The organism is Streptomyces sp. NPDC088553, from assembly GCF_044752965.1.
Lineage (GTDB): Bacteria > Actinomycetota > Actinomycetes > Streptomycetales > Streptomycetaceae > Streptomyces.
This window is the reverse complement of sequence record NZ_JBIVMG010000009.1, coordinates 1-18,322: the sequence shown is the minus strand read 5'-3', so window position 1 is coordinate 18,322 and position 18,322 is coordinate 1. Positions and strand designations below refer to the sequence as shown.

Here is an 18,322-nt window from a genome sequence, read left to right as displayed (position 1 = left end):
CCACCATGGACTTCCTTCGCCCCGCCAGCTGGGAGGAGGCGCTCGCCGCCAAGGCAGAGCACCCCACGGCCGTGCCCCTTTCGGGTGGTACGGACGTCATGGTCGAGATCAACTTCGACCACCGGCGGCCCGAGTACCTCCTGGACCTGAACCGCATCGAGTTGCTGCGCGAGTGGGAGGTCGGCGAGGAGAACGTCCGCCTCGGCGCCGCCGTTCCGTACACCCAGATCATGGAGAACCTGCGGGCCGAGCTGCCGGGCCTGGCACTGGCCTCGCACACGGTCGCCTCCCCGCAGATCCGCAACCGCGGCGGCGTCGGGGGCAACCTCGGCACCGCATCGCCCGCCGGCGACGCCCACCCGGCCCTGCTCGCCGCGGGCGCCGAGGTCGAGGTCGAGTCGGTGCGCGGCAGCCGGTTCATCCCGATCGACGAGTTCTACACGGGCGTGAAGCGCAACGCGCTGGAGCCCGACGAGCTCATCAAGACCGTCCACATCAAGAAGGCGGACGGGCCCCAGCAGTACTCCAAGGTCGGCACCCGCAACGCGATGGTCATCGCGGTCTGCGCCTTCGGCCTGGCCCTGCACCCGGAGACCCGGACCGTGCGGACCGGCATCGGCTCCGCCGCGCCGACCCCGATCCGCGCCAAGGAGGCCGAGGCCTTCCTGAACGCGGCTCTGGAGGAGGGCGGCTTCTGGGACAACGGCAAGATCATCACCCCGTCGATCGCGAAGCAGTTCGCCGACCTGTGCTCGGGCGCCGCCAACCCGATCGACGATGTCCGAGGCACCGCCAAGTACCGCCGCCACGCCGTCGGCATCATGGCCCGCCGCCAGCTCGGCTGGACCTGGGAGCAGTACCGCGGCACCGGCCGCACGCTTGAGGGAGCTGCATAACCATGCGCGTCAATTTCACGGTCAACGGGCGTCCGCAGGAAGCCGACGACGTCTGGGAGGGCGAGTCCCTCCTCTACGTCCTGCGTGAGCGGATGGGCCTGCCCGGCTCCAAGAACGCCTGCGAGCAGGGCGAGTGCGGTTCCTGCACGGTCCGCCTCGACGGAGTGCCGGTCTGTTCCTGCCTCGTCGCGGCCGGACAGGTCGAGGGCCGCGAGGTCGTCACCGTCGAGGGCCTCGCCGATTTCGCCAAGGAGCGTTCCGAGCACGCCGGTTGCGCCTCCGGCGCCTGCGGCACCTCGCTCGACGCCGCCAAGAAGTGGGAAGCCAAGCCCGGTCAGGACTCGCAGACCGGCGAGGGCATCGAACTGTCGCCGATCCAGCAGGCGTTCATCGACGCCGGCGCCGTCCAGTGCGGTTTCTGCACCCCGGGTCTGCTGATCGCCGCCGACGAGCTCCTGGAGCGGCAGAGCGACCCGTCCGACCAGGACATCCGTGAGGCCCTCTCCGGCAACCTCTGCCGCTGCACGGGCTACGAGAAGATCCTCGACGCGGTCCGCCTCGCGGCCGCCCGTCAGGGAGAGGCGGTCTGACCATGGCGCAGAACACCCGCACCGTTCCGGCCGGTACGCCGACGAACGTCACCCAGAACCACACCAAGGGCGGCATCGGCGAGTCCACGCTCCGCCCGGACGGCACCCTCAAGGTCACCGGCGAGTTCGCCTACTCCTCGGACATGTGGCACGAGGACATGCTCTGGGGCCAGACGCTCCGCTCCACCGTCGCGCACGCCGAGATCGTCTCCATCGACATCTCCGAGGCGCTCGCGATGTCCGGCGTCTACGCCGTCCTGACGTACGACGACCTGCCCGCCGAGATGAAGCACTACGGCCTGGAGATCCAGGACACGCCGGTCCTGGCCCATGGCAAGGTGCGTCACCACGGCGAGCCGGTGGCGCTGGTCGCCGCCGACCACCCGGAGACCGCCCGTCGCGCGGCCGCCAAGATCAAGATCGAGTACAAGGAGCTGCCGCTCGTCACGGACGAGGCCTCCGCGCTCGCCCCCGACGCGCCGCTGATCCACGAGGGCCGCGACGACCACCACATCGGTCACGTCCCCCACCCGAACATCGTGCACCGCCAGCCGATCATCCGCGGAGACGTGGCGGAGGCCCGCAAGAAGGCCGACGTGATCGTCGAGGGCGAGTACGTCTTCGGCATGCAGGACCAGGCCTTCCTCGGCCCGGAGTCCGGCCTCGCCGTGCCCGCCGAGGACGGCGGCGTGGACCTGTACGTCGCCACCCAGTGGCTGCACTCGGACCTCAAGCAGATCGCCCCCGTCCTCGGCCTGCCCGAGGAGAAGGTCCGTATGACGCTCTCCGGCGTCGGCGGTGCCTTCGGCGGCCGCGAGGACATCTCGATGCAGATCCACGCCTGCCTCCTCGCGCTCCGCACGGGCAAGCCGGTCAAGATCGTCTACAACCGCTTCGAGTCCTTCTTCGGCCACGTGCACCGCCACCCGGCGAAGCTCTGGTACGAGCACGGCGCCACCAAGGACGGCAAGCTCACGCACATGAAGGCGCGGATCGTGCTCGACGGCGGCGCCTACGCCTCGGCCTCCCCGGCCGTCGTCGGCAACGCCTCCTCGCTCGGCGCGGGCCCCTACGTGATCGACGACGTCGAGATCGAGGCGGTCGCCCTCTACACCAACAACCCGCCCTGCGGCGCGATGCGCGGCTTCGGCGCGGTCCAGGCCTGCTTCGCGTACGAGGCCCAGATGGACAAGGTCGCGAAGAAGCTGGGCATGGACCCGGTGGAGTTCCGCCAGATCAACGCCATGGAGCAGGGCACGATCATGCCGACCGGCCAGGTCGTGGACTCGCCGGCGCCGGTCGCCGAGCTCCTGCGCCGGGTCAAGGCCCGTCCGCTGCCGCCCGAGCAGCAGTGGCTCTCCGCCGGTGAGCAGGCGGACGTCCGCGCGCTGCCCGGCGGTCTCTCCAACACCACCCACGGCGAGGGCGTCGTCCGCGGTGTCGGCTACGCCGTCGGCATCAAGAACGTCGGCTTCTCCGAGGGCTTCGACGACTACTCCACCGCCCGCGTGGTCCTCCAGGTCATCAACGGCGAGCCCGTCGCGATGGTCCACACGGCCATGGCGGAGGTCGGTCAGGGCGGTGTCACCGTGCACGCCCAGATCGCCCGCACGGAGCTCGGCGTCACCCAGGTGACCATCCACCCGGCCGACACCCAGGTCGGCTCCGCCGGTTCGACGTCCGCCTCCCGGCAGACGTACATGACCGGTGGCGCGGTGAAGAACACCTGCGAGGCCGTCCGCGAGAAGGTCCTGGAGATCGGCCGCCGCAAGAACGGCTCCTACCACCCCGCCTGGGCGACCGCCGAGCTCCTCCTGGAGGCCGGCAAGGTCGTCACCGACGGCGGCGAGGTCCTCGCGACCCTCGCCGACATCCTGGAGGACGAGGAGCCGATCGATCTCGAACTCGAGTTCCGGCACCGCCCGACCGTCCCCTTCGACCTGGTCACCGGCCAGGGCGACGGCCACGTCCAGTACACCTTCGCCGCGCACCGCGCGGTCGTGGAGGTGGACACCGAGCTCGGCCTGGTGAAGGTCATCGAGCTCGCGACCGCCCAGGACGTCGGCAAGGCGCTCAACATGCTCTCCGTCGTCGGCCAGATCCAGGGTGGCACCACCCAGGGCCTGGGCGTCGCGGTGATGGAAGAGATCATCGTGGACCCGAAGACCGCGAAGGTGCGCAACCCCTCGTTCACGGACTACCTGATCCCGACGATCCTCGACACGCCGACCATCCCGGTCGACGTGCTCGAACTGGCCGACCCCAAGGCGCCGTACGGCCTGCGGGGACTCGGCGAGGCCCCGACCCTGTCGTCCACCCCGGCCGTCCTCGCGGCGATCCGGAACGCGACGGGCCTGGAGCTCAACAAGACGCCGGTCCGCCCCGAGGCGCTCACCGGCACCCTCTAGGACTCTCCGGGCGGTACGTGCCTCCCAGGGAACGTCACACTTCCCCAGCCCGTACCGCCCGGAGTGACCCCCAGCAGTACCCGCAGTACCAGCAGCACCCCGTGTCACCGCAGTACCAGCACCACCGGCAGTATCCCGCAGTGCCGCAGTACCGATTCATTCCGTTCGTCTCGGGCCGTCCCCCGGGTCGTGCAGCCCACGCAGCATCCCAAATCCCGCAACTTCAGCAGATCAGAAGTCCTTCGAAGTCTGACGCGGGTGCCCCTTTGAACCTTGGGAGTAGGCCCCATGACCCAGTCGTCTGTGGAGCCCAAGACCGCTTCGGAGGACGCGGGCTCCGGCTCGAACGTCCCCGCCGGCCGCTCTTGGCTCGACCGGTACTTTCACATCTCGGAGAGAGGATCCACCGTCGCGACGGAGATCCGCGGCGGCGTCACCACCTTCATGGCGATGGCGTACATTCTCCTGCTCAACCCCCTGATCCTCGGCGGCAAGGATGTGGACGGCAACGTCCTCAGCCAGCCCGCACTCATCACTGCGACCGCTCTCGCCGCCGCCGTGACCACCCTGCTGATGGGCTTCTGGGGCAAGGTCCCGCTCGCCCTCGCGGCCGGTCTGAGCGTCTCCGGCGTGCTGTCCTCGCAGGTCATCGCCGTCATGACCTGGCCGCAGGCGATGGCCATGTGTGTGGCCTACGGTGTGGTGATCTGTCTCCTGGTGGTCACCGGCCTCCGTGAGATGATCATGAACGCGATCCCGTTGGCGATCAAGCACGCGATCACCATCGGCATCGGCCTCTTCATCGCACTGATCGGCTTCGTCAAGGCGGGCTTCGTCCACGAGAACCCCTCTCCCGGTGGTGGCCCGGTCGTCCTGGGCCCGGCCGGTGAGCTGGCCGGCTGGCCGGTCCTCATCTTCGCCTTCACGCTGCTGCTGATCTTCGCGCTCCAGGCCCGCAACGTGCCCGGCGCCATCCTGATCGGCATCGTGGCGGGCACGGTCATCGCCGCCGTCGTCAACGCCGTCGGCGACCTGCCGGCCAAGGCCTGGTTCTCCGGCCCGCCGGAGCTCAACGGCAGCGCGGTCTCCACGCCCGACTTCTCGCTCATCGGCGAGGTGTCCTTCAGCGGCTGGGGCGACGTCGGCTACATCACGATCACCATGATCATCTTCACCCTGGTGCTCGCTGGCTTCTTCGACGCCATGGCCACGATCATCGGCGTCGGCTCCGAGGCCAAGCTCGCCGACTCCCAGGGCCGGATGCCCGGCCTCTCCAAGGCGCTGTTCATCGACGGTGCCGGCGGTGTCATCGGCGGCGGCGTCGGCGGCTCCGGCCAGACCGTCTTCGTCGAGTCGGCCACCGGCGTCGGCGAGGGTGCCCGCACGGGTCTGTCCTCCGTCGTCACCGGCGCGTTCTTCGCGGCCTGCCTCTTCTTCACCCCGATCACCGCGATCGTCCCGGCCGAGGTGGCCTCCGCCGCCCTGGTCGTCATCGGCGCGATGATGATGCAGAACGCCAAGCACGTCGACTGGAGCGACCGCTCCGTCGCGATCCCGGTGTTCCTCACCGTGGTCCTGATGCCGTTCACGTACACCATCACCACGGGTGTCGCGGCCGGCGTCATCTCCTACACCGTCATCAAGACGGCTCAGGGCAAGGCACGCGAAGTGGGCGCCTTCATGTGGGGCCTGACCGCGATCTTCATCGTGTTCTTCGCGATCCATCCGATCGAGAGCTGGCTGGGCGTCAGCTGACGCCCGTACCGTCGCCCTCCACACACATATCGAGGAGTTCGAGATGCTGGACATCGCCGAAGAGCTGCACCGGTGGGTCGAGCAGGGACGCGAGTTCGCCGTCGCCACGGTCGTGGCGGTCGGCGGCAGCGCGCCCCGGCAGCCGGGCGCCGCGCTCGCCGTCGACAGCGACGGCACGGCGATCGGCTCGGTCTCCGGCGGATGTGTGGAGGGCGCGGTCTACGACCTGTGCCAGCAGGCCCTCGAAGACGGGAAGACCGTCGTCGAGCGCTTCGGCTACAGCGACGAGGACGCCTTCGCGGTCGGTCTGACCTGCGGCGGCATCATCGACATCCTCGTCACCCCGGTCCGCGGCGGGGTCTTCCACGCCGCGCTGGCCGCCGCCGTCACGGGGGAGGCGGCGGCCCTGGCCCGGATCGTCTCCGGCCCCGAGGACCTGATGGGCCGGGCGCTCCTGGTCCGCCCCGACGGCTCGTACGAGGGGAAGCTCGGCGGCCACCCGGAACTGGACCGCACGGCGGCGGGCGAGGCCCGCGCGATGCTCGACGCGGGCCGCACCGGCGCGGTGGAGATCGGCGAGGACGGCAGCCGCTGCGGACAGCCGCTGACCCTCCTGGTCGAGTCCTCGGTCCCGGCCCCCCGCATGATCGTCTTCGGTGCCATCGACTTCGCGGCCGCCCTGGTCCGGGTCGGCAAGTTCCTCGGCTACCACGTCACCGTGTGCGACGCGCGGCCCGTCTTCGCGACGCCGGCTCGCTTCCCCGAGGCCGACGACATCGTCGTCGAATGGCCCCACCGCTACCTGGAGTCCACGGAGGTGGACGGCCGTACGGTGCTCTGCGTCCTGACCCACGACGCCAAGTTCGACGTGCCGCTGCTCCAGGCGGCCCTCAAGCTTCCCGTCGCCTACGTCGGCGCGATGGGCTCCCGCCGCACCCACGAGGACCGCAACGAGCGCCTCCGCGAGGTCGGCGTCACCGAACTCGAACTCGCCCGCCTGCGCTCCCCGATCGGCCTCGACCTCGGCGCCCGTACGCCGGAGGAGACGGCCCTGTCGATCGGCGCGGAGATCGTCGCCAGCCGCCGGGGCGGCACGGGCCTCTCCCTCACGGGCGCCCACACCCCGATCCACCACGACGGCCCCCGCGAGCCGATCGGACGCATAGGCTCCGTCGCCTAGCGAGACGCACGGGATCCGTCGCCCGGCGCGAGCACGGGCTCCGTCGGCCAGCGGGCGACGCGGCGGCCGGCCGGGCACTCGGGGCGGCCCGACAAGGCCGTCGACGGGAGGCGCACGCTCAGTGCGCCTCTCGTTCCCGCACGGTCGACGCCCAGGCCGGCTGCTCCTCGGCCGCCTCCGTCTCGGCCCGGCGGCCGCCCCGACCGAAGAAGTCCGCGAGCGGCAGGATCGCCGCGCCGACCGTGACCGCGTCGGGGCCGAGCGTGCCCATGTCGATGCCGACCCGGGCCGCCGGGTACGTGAGCGCGTACTCGTTCGCGTGCCCCTTGACGGTCTCCAGGAAGCGGGCGCCGAGCTGGAGTCCGGCCCAGCCGCCGACCAGGATGCGCTCGGGCTGGAAGAGGTTGATGAGGTCGGCGAATCCGGCGCCCAGGTACTCGGCGGTCTCCGCCAGGACGGCGAGCGCCGTGGCGTCGGGCTCCGCCCCCGGTTCCGGCGGATACGCCGCCGCCAGCATCGCCGTCAGCGCCGTCTCCTCGTCCGCGCCGGCCGGGGGCCGCCCGCCCGCCTCCCGCCACCGGTCGAGCAGCGCCTCCGCGCCCGCGTACGCCTCCAGGCAGCCCTGGGCTCCGCAGCGGCAGCGGCGCCCCCGGACCCGCACCTTCAGATGGCCCCACTCGATCGCCCGGCCCGGACCCATCGGGTCGGTGACCACGCACGCGCCGACGCCCGAGCCGAACAGCACGACCACCGCGCTGCGCGCGCCCCGGCCGGCGCCGAACCACATCTCGGCCTGGCCCAGGGTCTTCGCGCCGTTGTCGATCCAGTACGGCACCGAGGCCGGAAGCGCCACACTCTCCCGCAGCAGCCGCTCCAGGGGGACCGCGTCCCAGCCGATGGTCTGGCCGTGCACGACCGCGCCGTCCTCGGCGGTACGGGCCACGATGCCGGGGACGCCGACGCCGACGCCGAGGAGCCGCTCCGCGGGCACGCCCGCGGTGCGCAGCACCTCCGCGATGCCCTCCCGGAGGTGTCCGACGACCACCCCGACCTCGTACCGGCCGTGGGGGTTCGGGCTGTCGACGGCCAACGGGCGTTCGGTGCGCGCGAGTTCGGTGAGGGTGAGATCGAACAGCTCGATCCTGATCCGGGTCTCGCCGACGTCGACGCCGATCATGCAGCCGCTGCCCGGGGAGACCCGGAGCAGCGTACGAGGGCGCCCGCCGGCCGAGTCGACGCTGCCCGCCTCCTCGACGAGGCCCTCCGCGACGAGCTCCGCGACCACGTTGCTGATGGAGCCCGAGCTGAGGCCGGTCGCCGGGCCGAGCGAGAAGCGGCTCAGCGGCCCCTCGAAGTAGAGGCGCTGAAGGACGGCGGTGCGGTTCTCGCGTCGTAGGTCACGCACGGTGCGGCCGTTCCGCATGGTCACTTGGGCCCCCAGGTGAAGTAGTCCTGAGCGCAACATACCGCTGTCAGGACCCTGGGCGCGCCCTTCTCTTGAGGTTTAACTCACATCCTGAAATAAGCCCCTGGGGCCTTCAGGACATGAACGCGGGCTCAGGTCCTGCGGAGGCCGCTGAGGAGCAGCTCGGCCAGCTGGTCGTACGCCTCGGCGTCGGCGAGGCCGGTCGCCGCGGCCACCTGGCGGCGCTGGATGCGGACCATCACCGAGGAGATGACATCGGCCGCGAAGGTCACGTGCACCTCGCGGAAGACTCCGGCCCGGACGCCCTCCTCGATGAGCTGCTGGACCCGGCCGGCCGCCGCGCGCGTGTTGCGCTCGTACACCTCCGCCGCCGGCTCGAACGCCGCCACGTCGTCGAAGAACTGCGGCGAGACCGGCGCCAGCTCGGCCGAGACCGCCCGCAGGTAGGCGGCCAGCCGCTCGGCGGGGTCGGTCGCGGCGGCCAGGACCGCCTCGACCCGGGCCGTCGCGCGCCGGAAGAAGTGCACGACCGCCGCCCGGACCAGCTGCTCCTTGCTGCCGGCCAGCCCGTACAGGGTCCGCTTCGAGCAGCGCAGGCGCGCGGCGAGATCGTCGAGCGTCAGCCGGGCGAACCCCTCGCCGACCAGGAGGGCGACGAGCTCCTCGAAGAGGGCGGAGCGGCGGGCCGCTCCGCGGCCGGTCAGCTTCGGGGCGTCGGCGGCTGGGGTCTCGATCACCCGGCCAGTATTCCAGGCCCTCGTCCCGAGGGGGTTACGGGTACACCTGTCTGCGCTACGCTAAGCGGTACTGCAGTACCTTTCCCAGTACCACTTTGCGCGCCGCTGGAGTCGCCATGGATGTCGACCGCCTGCTTCCCACCCCCGAGGCAGCGGACCTCATCGCCCTCACCCGGGAGATCGCCGACAAGGAGCTCTCTCCGCGGGTGGACGAGTACGAGGCCGCCGAGAGGTACCCGGAAGGACTGTTCGCCACCCTCGGCGAGGCCGGGCTGCTCGGTCTGCCGTACCCGGAGGAGTACGGCGGCGGAGGCCAGCCGTACGAGGTCTACCTGCAGGTTCTCGAGGAGCTCGCCGCCCGCTGGGCGGCCGTCGCCGTCGCCACCAGCGTCCACACCCTCGCCTGCCACCCGCTCCACACCTTCGGCACCACCGAGCAGAAGGAGCGCTGGCTGCCCGAGATGCTGGAGGGCCGCACCATCGGCGGCTACAGCCTCTCCGAGCCGCAGGCCGGCTCCGACGCGGCCGCCCTCGCCTGCAAGGCCGAGCGGCAGGACGACGGCAGCGGGTACCGGATCACCGGCACCAAGGCGTGGATCACCCACGGCGGCAGGGCCGGCTTCTACGCGCTCTTCGCCCGGACCGCGCCCGGCAGCCACGGCATCTCCTGCTTCCTCGCCCCCGGCTCCGCCGAGGGCCTCAGCTTCGGCGCCCCCGAACGCAAGATGGGCCTCCAGGCCGTCCCGACCACCTCCGCCTACTGGGACGGCGCGCTCCTCGACACCGACCGGCTCGTCGGTGACGAGGGCCAGGGTCTCCAGATCGCCTTCAGCGCCCTCGACAGCGGCCGCCTCGGCATCGCCGCCTGCGCCACGGGCCTCGCGCAGGCCGCCCTCGACGCCGCCGTGGGGTACGCCAACGAGCGCACGACCTTCGGCCGCCGGATCATCGACCACCAGGGCCTCGGCTTCCTCCTCGCCGACATGGCCGCCGCCGTCGACGCGGCCCGCGCCACCTACCTGGACGCGGCCCGCCGCCGCGACCTCGGCCGCCCCTTCAGCCGCCAGGCCAGCGCGGCCAAGCTCATCGCCACCGACACGGCGATGAAGGTCACGACGGACGCGGTCCAGGTCCTCGGCGGCTACGGCTACACGCGCGACTTCCCGGTCGAGCGCTACATGCGCGAAGCCAAGATCACCCAGATCTTCGAGGGCACCAACCAGATCCAGCGCCTCGTGATCAGCCGGGGGCTCGTCCAGCCGTGACGGTGCTCCGCCGGCTCGCCCCGGGGTCACCCCCGGAGCGAGGTCCGGGAGCATTCCTGAGGAGGCCGGCGATCTCCGTGAGGCCGTGCCGAGTGGCGTGGTCGAGTGCCGTGTCGCCGTGCGGGTCCGGGAGTGCGGGATCGGCGCCCGCCGCCAGGAGGAGGGCGACGACGCTCTGGTGCGCGCGGCCGCCCGTACCGAGGATCACGGCCTCCAGGAGGGCTGTCCAGCCCAGCCGGTTGACGTGGTCGACGTCGATGTCCGTCTCCGCGAGGACGGCCCGGACATAGGCCACGTGGCCCCGCTCGGCCGCCGGGATCAGGGCCGTACCGCCGTAGCGGTCGGTGAGCCCCAGGTCAGGTCCCGCGGGGAGCAGGGTCCGCATCATGGCGACACCGCCCGTGACGCCGGTGACCAGCCAGGCGCTGTCGCACCGGTCGTCCTGGGCGTCGGGGTCCGCGCCCGCGGCGAGGAGGACCCGGGCGGTCTCGACGTGGTCGTGCCGGGCGGCGTGCAGCAGCGGGGTGCGCCGGCGCCGGTCCCGGGCCTCGACCCGGGCGCCCGCGGCGAGGGCCGCGCGGACGGCGACGGTGTCACCGTGCGCGGCGGCCGCCAGGAGGGAGTCGTCGAGCGCGTTCATGGTGGCCTTCCTCGTGCGGACGCGGGCGCCGGACCGCCGGCGGGGTTACTTGCCGAGGGCGGCGACGCCGGCCTGGGCGAACTTCTCGTCGAGGTCGCCCGAGGGGGCGCCCGCGACACCGATGCCCGCGATGGGCGCGCCCTTGGCGGTCACCGGGGCGCCACCGGCGAGGAACAGGGTGCCGGGGATGTCCCTCAGGGTCGGGGCGTTGGTGAGGCGCTTGGCCAGCTCCGAGGTCGGGGCGTTCCAGGAGACCGCCGTGTACGCCTTCTTCTCGGCCGACTCGTAGGACTGCGGGCCCGCGCCGTCGCCGCGGAGGGTGACGATGGTGTTGCCGTTGCGGTCGACGACCGCGACGGAGACGCGCTGGTTCTCCTTCTCTGCGGCGTCGAGCGTCGCCTGCGCGGCCTTCGTCGCGGCCTCGATCGTCAGGTGCGTGGACCGCGTGGTGTTCTTGTTCTTGGCGTCGGCCTCGGCGACCGCGGCGGCGGGGGCGGCCGCCGTGTTCTCGCCGGTAGCGCTGGCCGAGTAGGCACCGAAGCCACCGAGGGCGAGCGCGGAGACGATCGCGCCACCGGTGACGACACGGGTGCGCGAGGTCTTCTTCACGTGCTTCATGGGATCTGCTCCAGTGAACTCGGTGGGCTGCGGGGGCCGTCGGTGCTCCGTGGCCCGCTTCTCCTCCATCCTGGGGCCGTCCCCCGCCGCCGTCGGTCGTCGTCCCGGCTGCCTCGGGCGCCCGCAACGGTGGACCCCGGGGTCATCCGATCGGTTGACCCTCCGCGCCGCCCGCGTCCCCCTCGTCGCCCGCGTCCTGCGCGTGCCGGTGGACGGCCAGGTCCGTGAACGCGCGTGTGGCCGCGCTCCGGTAGCCGGCCGCCCGGCGGAGGAGGGTCACGCCACGGGTCGGCAGGCCGGGGGAGAGCGGGACGGGGGTCAGCCGCGGATGGTCCCGGGTGACGGCGTCGGGCAGGACGGTGGCGAGCGCAGTCCGCAGGACGATCTCGGTCAGCGCGCTGACGGCGTTGGCCTCCACCGCGATCCGCGGCCGGAGGCCGTGTTCGGAGACGTACGCGTCGACGTGCCGGCGGGTCGCGAAGTCCGGGCTGAGCAGGGCGAGGTGATGGTGGTTCAGCTCCGCGGCCGGTACGGGTTCGATGCGGCCGGCGAAGGGGTGGCCGGGGCCGACGACGAGCCCCAGGGTTTCGGTGAACAGCGTGGTGTCCTCGATGCCCGGCAGATGGGCGCCCCGGAAGGCGATGCCGAGGTCGAGGCGGTCGGCGAGGAGCTCGGCCTCGATGCGGTCCTGGGGCAACTCCCGTACCTCCACGGCGATCCCGGGGTGCAGGGTGTGGAAGTCGGCGACCAGCGGGCCCGTGAGGTACGTGAAGGTGGGGGTCGCGGCGAGCCGGAGCAGGCCCCGCGAGAGGTCGTGCACGTCGAGCACCGCCCGCTCGCCCGCCGCCAGGTCCTGGAGCGCGCGCCGCGCGTAGCCCGCGTAGGCCTCCCCGGCGTCCGTGAGGCGCACCGTGCGGCCGGTGCGGTCCAGGAGCAGCACCCCGAGGGCCTTCTCCAGCTGCTTGATCTGCTGGGAGAGCGTGGGCTGGGCGATCCGGAGCTCTTCGGCGGCCCGGGTGAAGTTGGCGTGCTCGGCGACGGCGAGCAGATAGCGGAGATGACGGAGTTCCGGCTGCATGGCATCGACTCTAACCACTACCATAGATGCCAGCTATAGCAGACATCGATAAGGCGTCTTGGACGCTATAGGTGCTGGTCGTGCAGGGTGAAGGCATGCCTCATCTCGCCGAGGGAATCGCCCGCTTCCAGCGGGAGGTCTTCCCCGCCAAGGCAGGGCTCTTCGCCCGCCTGGCCACCGTCCATCGCCCCGGCACGCTGTTCATCGGCTGCTCGGACGCCCGCGTCGTACCCGAACTCATCACCCAGACCGACCCCGGCGAACTCTTCGTCGTCCGCACCGCCGGAAACCTCGTCCCCGCCCACACCCCCGGCACCGACGGCGTCGCCGCCGGCGTCGAGTACGCCGTCACCGTCCTCGGCGTGCGGGACATCATCGTCTGCGGGCACTCCGCCTGCGGCGCCATGACCGCGCTCGCCGAGGGCCGCGACCTGAGCGGGGCGCCCGCCGTCGCCGCCTGGCTGCGGCACGCCGACGCCTCCCTGGCCCGTACCGCGGCCGCCGGACGGGCGGGGGACGTGGCCGCGCTCGTACGGGAGAACGTCGCCGCGCAGCTGGCGAACCTCGCCACCCACCCGTCGGTGGCCCGCGCCCTGGCGCAGGGAGACGTACGGCTCCACGGCTGGGTCTTCGACATCGCCGACGGCACCGTCGAGGAGCTTCCCGGGGCCTTCGCCCACGCGGCCGCCTGACCCGGCCCCTTCCCGCACGCCCACACACACCCACCCCTTCCCGCACACCCCCACCGAAAGGACGTACCTCTCATGGTGCACGCCCAGTTCGACCCCACCGCCCGTCACGAGCTCGCCGTCGCCGCCGTCGACGCCAAGACCGTCAAGGACCTGAGCTGGCAGCAGATCGCCGACGCCGCCGGTCTCTCCGTCGCCTTCACCACCGCCGCCGTCCTCGGCCAGCACGCGCTGCCCGAGGACTCCGCGCGGGCCGTCGCCGAGCTCCTCGGCCTGGACGAGGACGCGGTGCGGCTGCTGCGGACGATCCCCACCCGGGGCTCCCTCGACGGCATCCCGACCGACCCGACCATCTACCGCTTCTACGAGATGCTCCAGGTCTACGGGACCACGCTGAAGGCCCTGGTCCACGAGGAGTTCGGCGACGGCATCATCTCCGCGATCAACTTCCGGCTGGATGTGAAGAAGGTCGCCGACCCCGAGGGCGGGGAGCGCGCGGTCATCACGCTCGACGGCAAGTACCTGCCGACCAAGCCGTTCTGACCCGTCGCGCCGACGCGCCCCCGGACGGTCCTCCTGGTTCCGCTTCCGGGGGCGCGGCCTGCGGTTCTATGGTGGGCGGCGCAGATCGCGCGGACCGCGCGGTCCTCCGCGGGCACGCGCCCGATCCGGCGGCCAACCCGGCGGCAGGATCGCACCCGCACGACACGAACGAGGAGTTCCATGGACATCGCCGGCTCCGCCGCTCTCGTCACCGGTGCCGCTTCCGGCCTCGGCGCCGCCACCGCCGCGGCGCTCGCCGCCCGGGGCGCCACGGTCTACGGACTCGACCTGGACAAGGCCGTGGCCGCCGCCGGGCAGCTGCCCGAGGGCGTCCGGCTGCTCGCCGCGGATGTCACCGACGAGCAGCAGGTCCGCGAGGCCCTCGCCGCGATCGACGCCGACGGCGCCGAGCTGCGGATCGCCGTGAACTGCGCCGGCATCGCGCCCTCGGCCCGCATCCTGGGCCGCAAGGGCCCGCACGACCTCGACCTGTTCCGGGCCGTGGTGAACGTCAACCTGATCGGTACGTTCAACGTGATGCGGCTCGCCGCCGAGGCCATCGCCCGGCACGAGCCCGACGAACACGGGCAGCGCGGTCTCGTCGTCAACACCGCCTCGATCGCCGCCTTCGAGGGCCAGGTCGGCCAGATCGCCTACGCCGCCTCCAAGGCGGGCGTCGCCGGTATGACGGTCACCGCCGCCCGCGACCTGGCGCAGTTCGGCATCCGGGTCGTCACCGTCGCCCCCGGCATCGTCGACACCCCGATGATGGCCGGGTTCGGGGAGGACGTCAGGGCCGGTCTCGCCGCGAGCGTCACCTTCCCGCAGCGCCTCGCGCGCCCGGAGGAGTACGCCCGCCTGGTGACGATGATCGCCGAGCACGACTACCTCAACGGCGAGACGATCCGGATGGACGGCGCGCTCCGGATGAGTGCCCGCTGAGCCTTCGTACCACCGCCTCCGGGCCTCCGTACCCTCGTGACAGCACTCGGTGCCGGATACGTCCGGCACCTAGTGCCGCGCCGAGGGGATACGGGTGTTAGGTTCAAGGCCATGGGAACAGCCGGATCAGCGTCGACGCACTCCACGAAGCCCGCGATGCGGGACTCCCTCATCGCCGCGGCCTTCCAGCTCTTTCTGGAGCGGGGCTACGAGCAGACCACCGTCGACGACATCGTCACCCTCGCGGGCGTCGGCCGGCGGTCCTTCTTCCGGTACTTCCCGTCGAAGGAGGACGTGGTCTTCCCCGACCACGAGCAGTGCCTCGCCGACATGACCCGCTTCCTCGCGGCGAGCGCCGACTCCGACGACCCCATGGTCCGGGTCTGCGGCGCCGCGCGGCTCGTCATGCGCATGTACGCCGAGAACCCGACCTTCTCCGTGCAGCGCTACCGGCTCACCCGCGAGGTGACCGGGCTGCGCACGTACGAGCTGTCGGTGGTCTGGCGGTACGAGAAGACCCTCGGCGACTATCTGCGCACCCGGTGGGCCGACCGCAGGGACGGCACCCTGCGCGCCAACGTGGCCGCGGCGGCCGTGGTCGCCGCCCACAACCACGCCCTGCGGCACTGGCTGCGCTCGGGCGGCGAGGGCGACCCGCTGGCGGAGGTGGACAGCGCCCTGGAGTTCGTCCGCGGCACCTGGAGCCCCGACGCGGTCGTGGCCGCGCCGGCCGAGGAGGCCGAGGACGTCGTCGTGGTGATCACCAAGCGGTCCACCCCCATGTGGCGCGTGGTGCGCGAGGTGGAATCGAGCCTCGGAGAGGGCTGAGACCCACCCCGGGGGTTCCCGGTATCTCTAATTGAGGGAACTCAGGTCTTTATTTGATGGCACTCAGTGCCATATCTTTGCTCCATGCACGGTCGAGCCGCCGAGTGCAAGGAGAAGGCATCGTGTTCCACACGGGACTGAGGAGCGGGACCGCCGTCCAGGCCGCCGAGGAGGCGGGCCCCGACACCGAGCTCTACTTCCAGCGCTGCCGCTGGTGCCACACCACGACGTTCCAGCGACTGCTCTGTCCGACCTGCGGGTCGACCGATCTCAACCCCGAACTCAGCGAGGGCGAGGGCGTGATCTCCGTACGGCGCGGGGTCGCCGCGGCCGACGCCGACCTCTGGCCGGTGTACATGACGGAGGGCTTCACGGTCCGCTGCCGGGTCGACGGGCCGCTGCACGCGGTGCGCCCCGGCGTCCGGGTCAAGGTCTCCTCGGGGGTCGGCGTGACCGGTCGCAGGCCCATCGTCCGACTCTGCGAGGAGGTCCCCCTCGACGGGTGGATCTGATCCGCCGGATCCGGTTCATCCGCTTCGGCGGACACAGGATAGGGGCGGGTGGTGGCACAGAGTGCCACCACCCGCCCCTATCGCGTCATCCGGCGCGGACGGGTCAGCGGGCGCCGATCTCGTCCGTCAGCTGCGGCAGCACCTCGAAGAGGTCGCCGACCACGCCGTAGTCCACCAGGTCGAAGATCGGGGCCTCGGGGTCCTTGTTGACCGCGACGATCGTCTTCGACGTCTGCATGCCGGCCCGGTGCTGGATCGCGCCGGAGATGCCCGCCGCGACGTACAGCTGCGGCGAGACCTGCTTGCCGGTCTGGCCGACCTGGTTGGAGTGCGGGTACCAGCCGGCGTCCACGGCGGCGCGGGAGGCGCCGACGGCCGCGCCGAGCGAGTCGGCCAGCTTCTCGACGACCGCGAAGCCCTCGGCCGCGCCGACACCACGGCCGCCGGAGACCACGATCGCGGATTCGGTCAGCTCCGGGCGGCCGGTGGAGACGCGCGGGGTGCGCGCGACGACCCTGGCGGCGTTGCCGGTGAAGGAGACGGTGACGTTCTCGACCGTGCCGGCGGCCGAAGAGGCCTCCGGGGCCGCGGAGTTCGGCTTGACGGTGATGACCGGCACGCCGTGCGTGACCGTCGAGCGCACCTGGTACGAGGCGGCGAAGACGGACTGCGTGGCGACCGGGCCGTTCTCGCCGGCCTCCAGCTCCACGGCGTCGGTGATCAGACCGGAGCCGAGACGGAGCGCGACGCGGGCCGCGATCTCCTTGCCCTCGCCGGAGGAGGTCACCAGGACGGCGGCCGCCCCCTTCTCCTGGGCGAGCTGGGTCAGCGCGTCGACCTTCGGCACGACCAGCTGCTCGGTGAACTCGGCGCCGTCCGCGACGTACACGGTCGCCGCGCCGTACTCGCCGGCGGTGGCGGCGATCGAGGCCGCGGCCTCGCCGGCGCCGAGCACGACCGCCGAGGGCTCGCCGATCCGGCGGGCCAGGGTCAGCAGTTCGAGGGCAGGCTTGCGGACCGCACCGTCGGCGTGGTCCACGAGAACCAGGATCTCAGCCATGATTCGTTGCTCCTGTGGGGTGTCAGGCTGACGGTGGGTCAGATGAACTTCTGGGTGGCGAGGAAGGCGGCGAGCTGCTTGCCGCCGTCGCCCTCGTCCGTGACGATCGTGCCCTTCGTACGGGCCGGGCGCGCGGCCACGGCGTCGACCAGGGTCCACGCCCCGGCGAGGCCCACCTCGTCGGCGTCGATGTCCAGGTCGTCCAGGTCCAGCTCCTGGACCGGCTTCTTCTTGGCGGCCATGATCCCCTTGAAGGAGGGGTAACGGGCCTCACCGGACTGGTCGGTGACCGAGACGACCGCCGGCAGCGGGGCCTCCAGGAGCTCGGTGGCGGCGTCGCCGTCACGGCGGCCCTTCACGAGACCGTCCTCGACGGAGAGCTCCGACAGCAGGGTGACCTGCGGCAGGCTCAGCCGCTCGGCGAGCAGCGCGGGCAGCACGCCCATGGTGCCGTCGGTCGAGGCCATGCCGCAGACGACCAGGTCGAAGCCGGTCTTCTCCAGGGCCTTGGCGAGGATCGCCGAGGTGGCGATCACGTCGGAGCCGTGGATGTCCTCGTCGTTGACGTGGACGGCCTTGTCGGCGCCCATCGACAGCGCCTTGCGCAGCGCGTCCTTGGCGTCGTCCGGGCCGACCGTGACGACGGTGACCTCGGCGTCGTCGGACTCCTCGGAGATCCGCAGCGCCTGCTCGACGGCGTACTCGTCGAGCTCCGACAGCAGGCCGTCGACCTCGTCGCGGTCGACCGTCAGGTCGTCGGCGAAACCGCGGTCGCCGGTCGCGTCGGGTACGTACTTCACACAGACTGCGATCCTCAGGGTCACGGCCTGGCTCCTTTCAAGTGACAGACGATTACGGGAGGTTGCGGGCCATGACGATGCGCTGGACCTGGTTGGTGCCCTCGTAGATCTGGGTGATCTTGGCGTCGCGCATCATGCGCTCGACGGGGTAGTCGCGGGTGTAGCCGTAGCCGCCGAGGAGCTGGACGGCGTCGGTGGTGACCTCCATGGCGACGTCGGAGGCGAAGCACTTGGCGGCGGCGCCGAAGAAGGTGAGGTCCTCCTTGTCGCCTCCGGCGGAGACGCGCTCGGACCTGGCGGCGGCGGCGTAGGTGAGCTGGCGGGCGGCTTCGAGCTTCATGGCCATGTCGGCGAG

General features: G+C 71.8%; 19 protein-coding genes. 11 read left to right on the top strand and 8 right to left on the bottom strand.

The window, feature by feature from the left end:
• Window positions 1-5: 5 nt before the first annotated feature.
• From ACIP8Z_RS28555 to ACIP8Z_RS28535, 5 genes are all read left to right on the top strand, one after another.
• The gene (locus tag ACIP8Z_RS28555) at window positions 6-896 is read left to right on the top strand and encodes an FAD binding domain-containing protein (RefSeq protein WP_402088386.1); all 891 of its coding nucleotides are present in this window, start codon (window positions 6-8) and stop codon (window positions 894-896) included.
• A gap of 2 nt (window positions 897-898) precedes the next feature.
• Window positions 899-1,486: a (2Fe-2S)-binding protein gene (locus ACIP8Z_RS28550; protein ID WP_402088383.1), complete on the top strand. Its 588-nt coding sequence runs from the start codon at window positions 899-901 to the stop codon at window positions 1,484-1,486.
• A 2-nt stretch (window positions 1,487-1,488) separates the two neighbouring features.
• A complete protein-coding gene (gene pucD / locus ACIP8Z_RS28545; RefSeq protein WP_402088380.1) occupies window positions 1,489-3,894 on the top strand; it encodes a xanthine dehydrogenase subunit D in 2,406 nt (801 codons plus the stop codon).
• A 288-nt stretch (window positions 3,895-4,182) separates the two neighbouring features.
• Window positions 4,183-5,649, top strand: coding sequence for an NCS2 family permease (locus tag ACIP8Z_RS28540; protein WP_017238279.1), 1,467 nt, complete (start codon window positions 4,183-4,185; stop codon window positions 5,647-5,649).
• Window positions 5,650-5,692: 43 nt separating this feature from the next.
• Window positions 5,693-6,829, top strand: coding sequence for an XdhC family protein (locus ACIP8Z_RS28535; RefSeq protein ID WP_402088377.1), 1,137 nt, complete (start codon window positions 5,693-5,695; stop codon window positions 6,827-6,829).
• Between the two features lie 118 nt (window positions 6,830-6,947).
• Here the strand turns inward: ACIP8Z_RS28535 and ACIP8Z_RS28530 are convergent, their stop codons facing one another.
• The gene (locus tag ACIP8Z_RS28530) at window positions 6,948-8,294 is read right to left on the bottom strand and encodes an ROK family protein (protein WP_402088374.1); all 1,347 of its coding nucleotides are present in this window, start codon (window positions 8,292-8,294) and stop codon (window positions 6,948-6,950) included.
• 92 nt (window positions 8,295-8,386) lie between these two features.
• Window positions 8,387-8,992 carry a TetR/AcrR family transcriptional regulator gene (locus tag ACIP8Z_RS28525; RefSeq protein WP_319321807.1) on the bottom strand — a complete coding sequence of 202 codons (606 nt, stop codon included), beginning with the start codon at window positions 8,990-8,992 and terminating at the stop codon, window positions 8,387-8,389.
• Window positions 8,993-9,108: 116 nt separating this feature from the next.
• Here ACIP8Z_RS28525 and ACIP8Z_RS28520 point away from each other — a divergent pair, with 116 nt between their 5' ends.
• A complete protein-coding gene (locus ACIP8Z_RS28520) occupies window positions 9,109-10,257 on the top strand; it encodes an acyl-CoA dehydrogenase family protein (RefSeq protein ID WP_402088370.1) in 1,149 nt (382 codons plus the stop codon).
• Here the strand turns inward: ACIP8Z_RS28520 and ACIP8Z_RS28515 are convergent.
• From ACIP8Z_RS28515 to cynR, 3 genes are all read right to left on the bottom strand, one after another.
• A complete protein-coding gene (locus ACIP8Z_RS28515; protein ID WP_402088367.1) occupies window positions 10,232-10,897 on the bottom strand; it encodes an ankyrin repeat domain-containing protein in 666 nt (221 codons plus the stop codon). The genes ACIP8Z_RS28520 and ACIP8Z_RS28515 overlap by 26 nt on opposite strands.
• 45 nt (window positions 10,898-10,942) lie before the next feature.
• Window positions 10,943-11,506 carry a heme-binding protein gene (locus tag ACIP8Z_RS28510; RefSeq protein ID WP_402088874.1) on the bottom strand — a complete coding sequence of 188 codons (564 nt, stop codon included), beginning with the start codon at window positions 11,504-11,506 and terminating at the stop codon, window positions 10,943-10,945.
• Between the two features lie 151 nt (window positions 11,507-11,657).
• Window positions 11,658-12,593, bottom strand: a complete 936-nt coding sequence (cynR, locus tag ACIP8Z_RS28505; protein WP_402088364.1) for a transcriptional regulator CynR — start codon at window positions 12,591-12,593, stop codon at window positions 11,658-11,660.
• A 95-nt stretch (window positions 12,594-12,688) separates the two neighbouring features.
• Between cynR and ACIP8Z_RS28500 the strand changes: the two genes are divergently transcribed.
• From ACIP8Z_RS28500 to ACIP8Z_RS28480, 5 genes are all read left to right on the top strand, one after another.
• The gene (locus ACIP8Z_RS28500) at window positions 12,689-13,285 is read left to right on the top strand and encodes a carbonic anhydrase (RefSeq protein WP_402088361.1); all 597 of its coding nucleotides are present in this window, start codon (window positions 12,689-12,691) and stop codon (window positions 13,283-13,285) included.
• Window positions 13,286-13,357: 72 nt separating this feature from the next.
• Window positions 13,358-13,825, top strand: a complete 468-nt coding sequence (gene cynS, locus ACIP8Z_RS28495; RefSeq protein ID WP_402088358.1) for a cyanase — start codon at window positions 13,358-13,360, stop codon at window positions 13,823-13,825.
• A 180-nt stretch (window positions 13,826-14,005) separates the two neighbouring features.
• The gene (locus ACIP8Z_RS28490; RefSeq protein ID WP_402088355.1) at window positions 14,006-14,767 is read left to right on the top strand and encodes an SDR family NAD(P)-dependent oxidoreductase; all 762 of its coding nucleotides are present in this window, start codon (window positions 14,006-14,008) and stop codon (window positions 14,765-14,767) included.
• A 111-nt stretch (window positions 14,768-14,878) separates the two neighbouring features.
• On the top strand, window positions 14,879-15,595 hold the full coding sequence (locus ACIP8Z_RS28485; RefSeq protein WP_402088352.1) for a TetR family transcriptional regulator: 717 nt from the start codon (window positions 14,879-14,881) through the stop codon (window positions 15,593-15,595).
• Between the two features lie 122 nt (window positions 15,596-15,717).
• Complete coding sequence (locus ACIP8Z_RS28480) at window positions 15,718-16,107, top strand: zinc ribbon domain-containing protein (RefSeq protein WP_402088349.1); 390 nt, start codon at window positions 15,718-15,720, stop codon at window positions 16,105-16,107.
• A 103-nt stretch (window positions 16,108-16,210) separates the two neighbouring features.
• Here the strand turns inward: ACIP8Z_RS28480 and ACIP8Z_RS28475 are convergent, their stop codons facing one another.
• From ACIP8Z_RS28475 to ACIP8Z_RS28465, 3 genes are all read right to left on the bottom strand, one after another.
• On the bottom strand, window positions 16,211-17,167 hold the full coding sequence (locus ACIP8Z_RS28475; protein ID WP_266970384.1) for an electron transfer flavoprotein subunit alpha/FixB family protein: 957 nt from the start codon (window positions 17,165-17,167) through the stop codon (window positions 16,211-16,213).
• Between the two features lie 38 nt (window positions 17,168-17,205).
• Complete coding sequence (locus ACIP8Z_RS28470) at window positions 17,206-17,991, bottom strand: electron transfer flavoprotein subunit beta/FixA family protein (RefSeq protein ID WP_073906858.1); 786 nt, start codon at window positions 17,989-17,991, stop codon at window positions 17,206-17,208.
• A gap of 28 nt (window positions 17,992-18,019) precedes the next feature.
• A partial coding sequence (locus tag ACIP8Z_RS28465) for an acyl-CoA dehydrogenase family protein (protein ID WP_402088345.1) occupies window positions 18,020-18,322 on the bottom strand: 303 nt, incomplete at its 5' end.

Bases quoted from the DNA above. Each gene is read 5' to 3' on its own strand.
- ACIP8Z_RS28500 (WP_402088361.1), top strand. From the start codon at position 12,689: ATGCCTCATCTCGCCGAGGGAATCGCCCGCTTCCAGCGGGAGGTCTTC.
- ACIP8Z_RS28475 (WP_266970384.1), bottom strand. From the start codon at position 17,167: ATGGCTGAGATCCTGGTTCTCGTGGACCACGCCGACGGTGCGGTCCGC.
- ACIP8Z_RS28515 (WP_402088367.1), bottom strand. From the start codon at position 10,897: ATGAACGCGCTCGACGACTCCCTCCTGGCGGCCGCCGCGCACGGTGAC.
- ACIP8Z_RS28520 (WP_402088370.1), top strand. From the start codon at position 9,109: ATGGATGTCGACCGCCTGCTTCCCACCCCCGAGGCAGCGGACCTCATC.
- cynR (WP_402088364.1), bottom strand. From the start codon at position 12,593: ATGCAGCCGGAACTCCGTCATCTCCGCTATCTGCTCGCCGTCGCCGAG.
- ACIP8Z_RS28550 (WP_402088383.1), top strand. From the start codon at position 899: ATGCGCGTCAATTTCACGGTCAACGGGCGTCCGCAGGAAGCCGACGAC.
- ACIP8Z_RS28540 (WP_017238279.1), top strand. From the start codon at position 4,183: ATGACCCAGTCGTCTGTGGAGCCCAAGACCGCTTCGGAGGACGCGGGC.
- ACIP8Z_RS28530 (WP_402088374.1), bottom strand. From the start codon at position 8,294: ATGTTGCGCTCAGGACTACTTCACCTGGGGGCCCAAGTGACCATGCGG.
- cynS (WP_402088358.1), top strand. From the start codon at position 13,358: ATGGTGCACGCCCAGTTCGACCCCACCGCCCGTCACGAGCTCGCCGTC.
- ACIP8Z_RS28555 (WP_402088386.1), top strand. From the start codon at position 6: ATGGACTTCCTTCGCCCCGCCAGCTGGGAGGAGGCGCTCGCCGCCAAG.
- ACIP8Z_RS28490 (WP_402088355.1), top strand. From the start codon at position 14,006: ATGGACATCGCCGGCTCCGCCGCTCTCGTCACCGGTGCCGCTTCCGGC.
- pucD (WP_402088380.1), top strand. From the start codon at position 1,489: ATGGCGCAGAACACCCGCACCGTTCCGGCCGGTACGCCGACGAACGTC.
- ACIP8Z_RS28485 (WP_402088352.1), top strand. From the start codon at position 14,879: ATGGGAACAGCCGGATCAGCGTCGACGCACTCCACGAAGCCCGCGATG.
- ACIP8Z_RS28535 (WP_402088377.1), top strand. From the start codon at position 5,693: ATGCTGGACATCGCCGAAGAGCTGCACCGGTGGGTCGAGCAGGGACGC.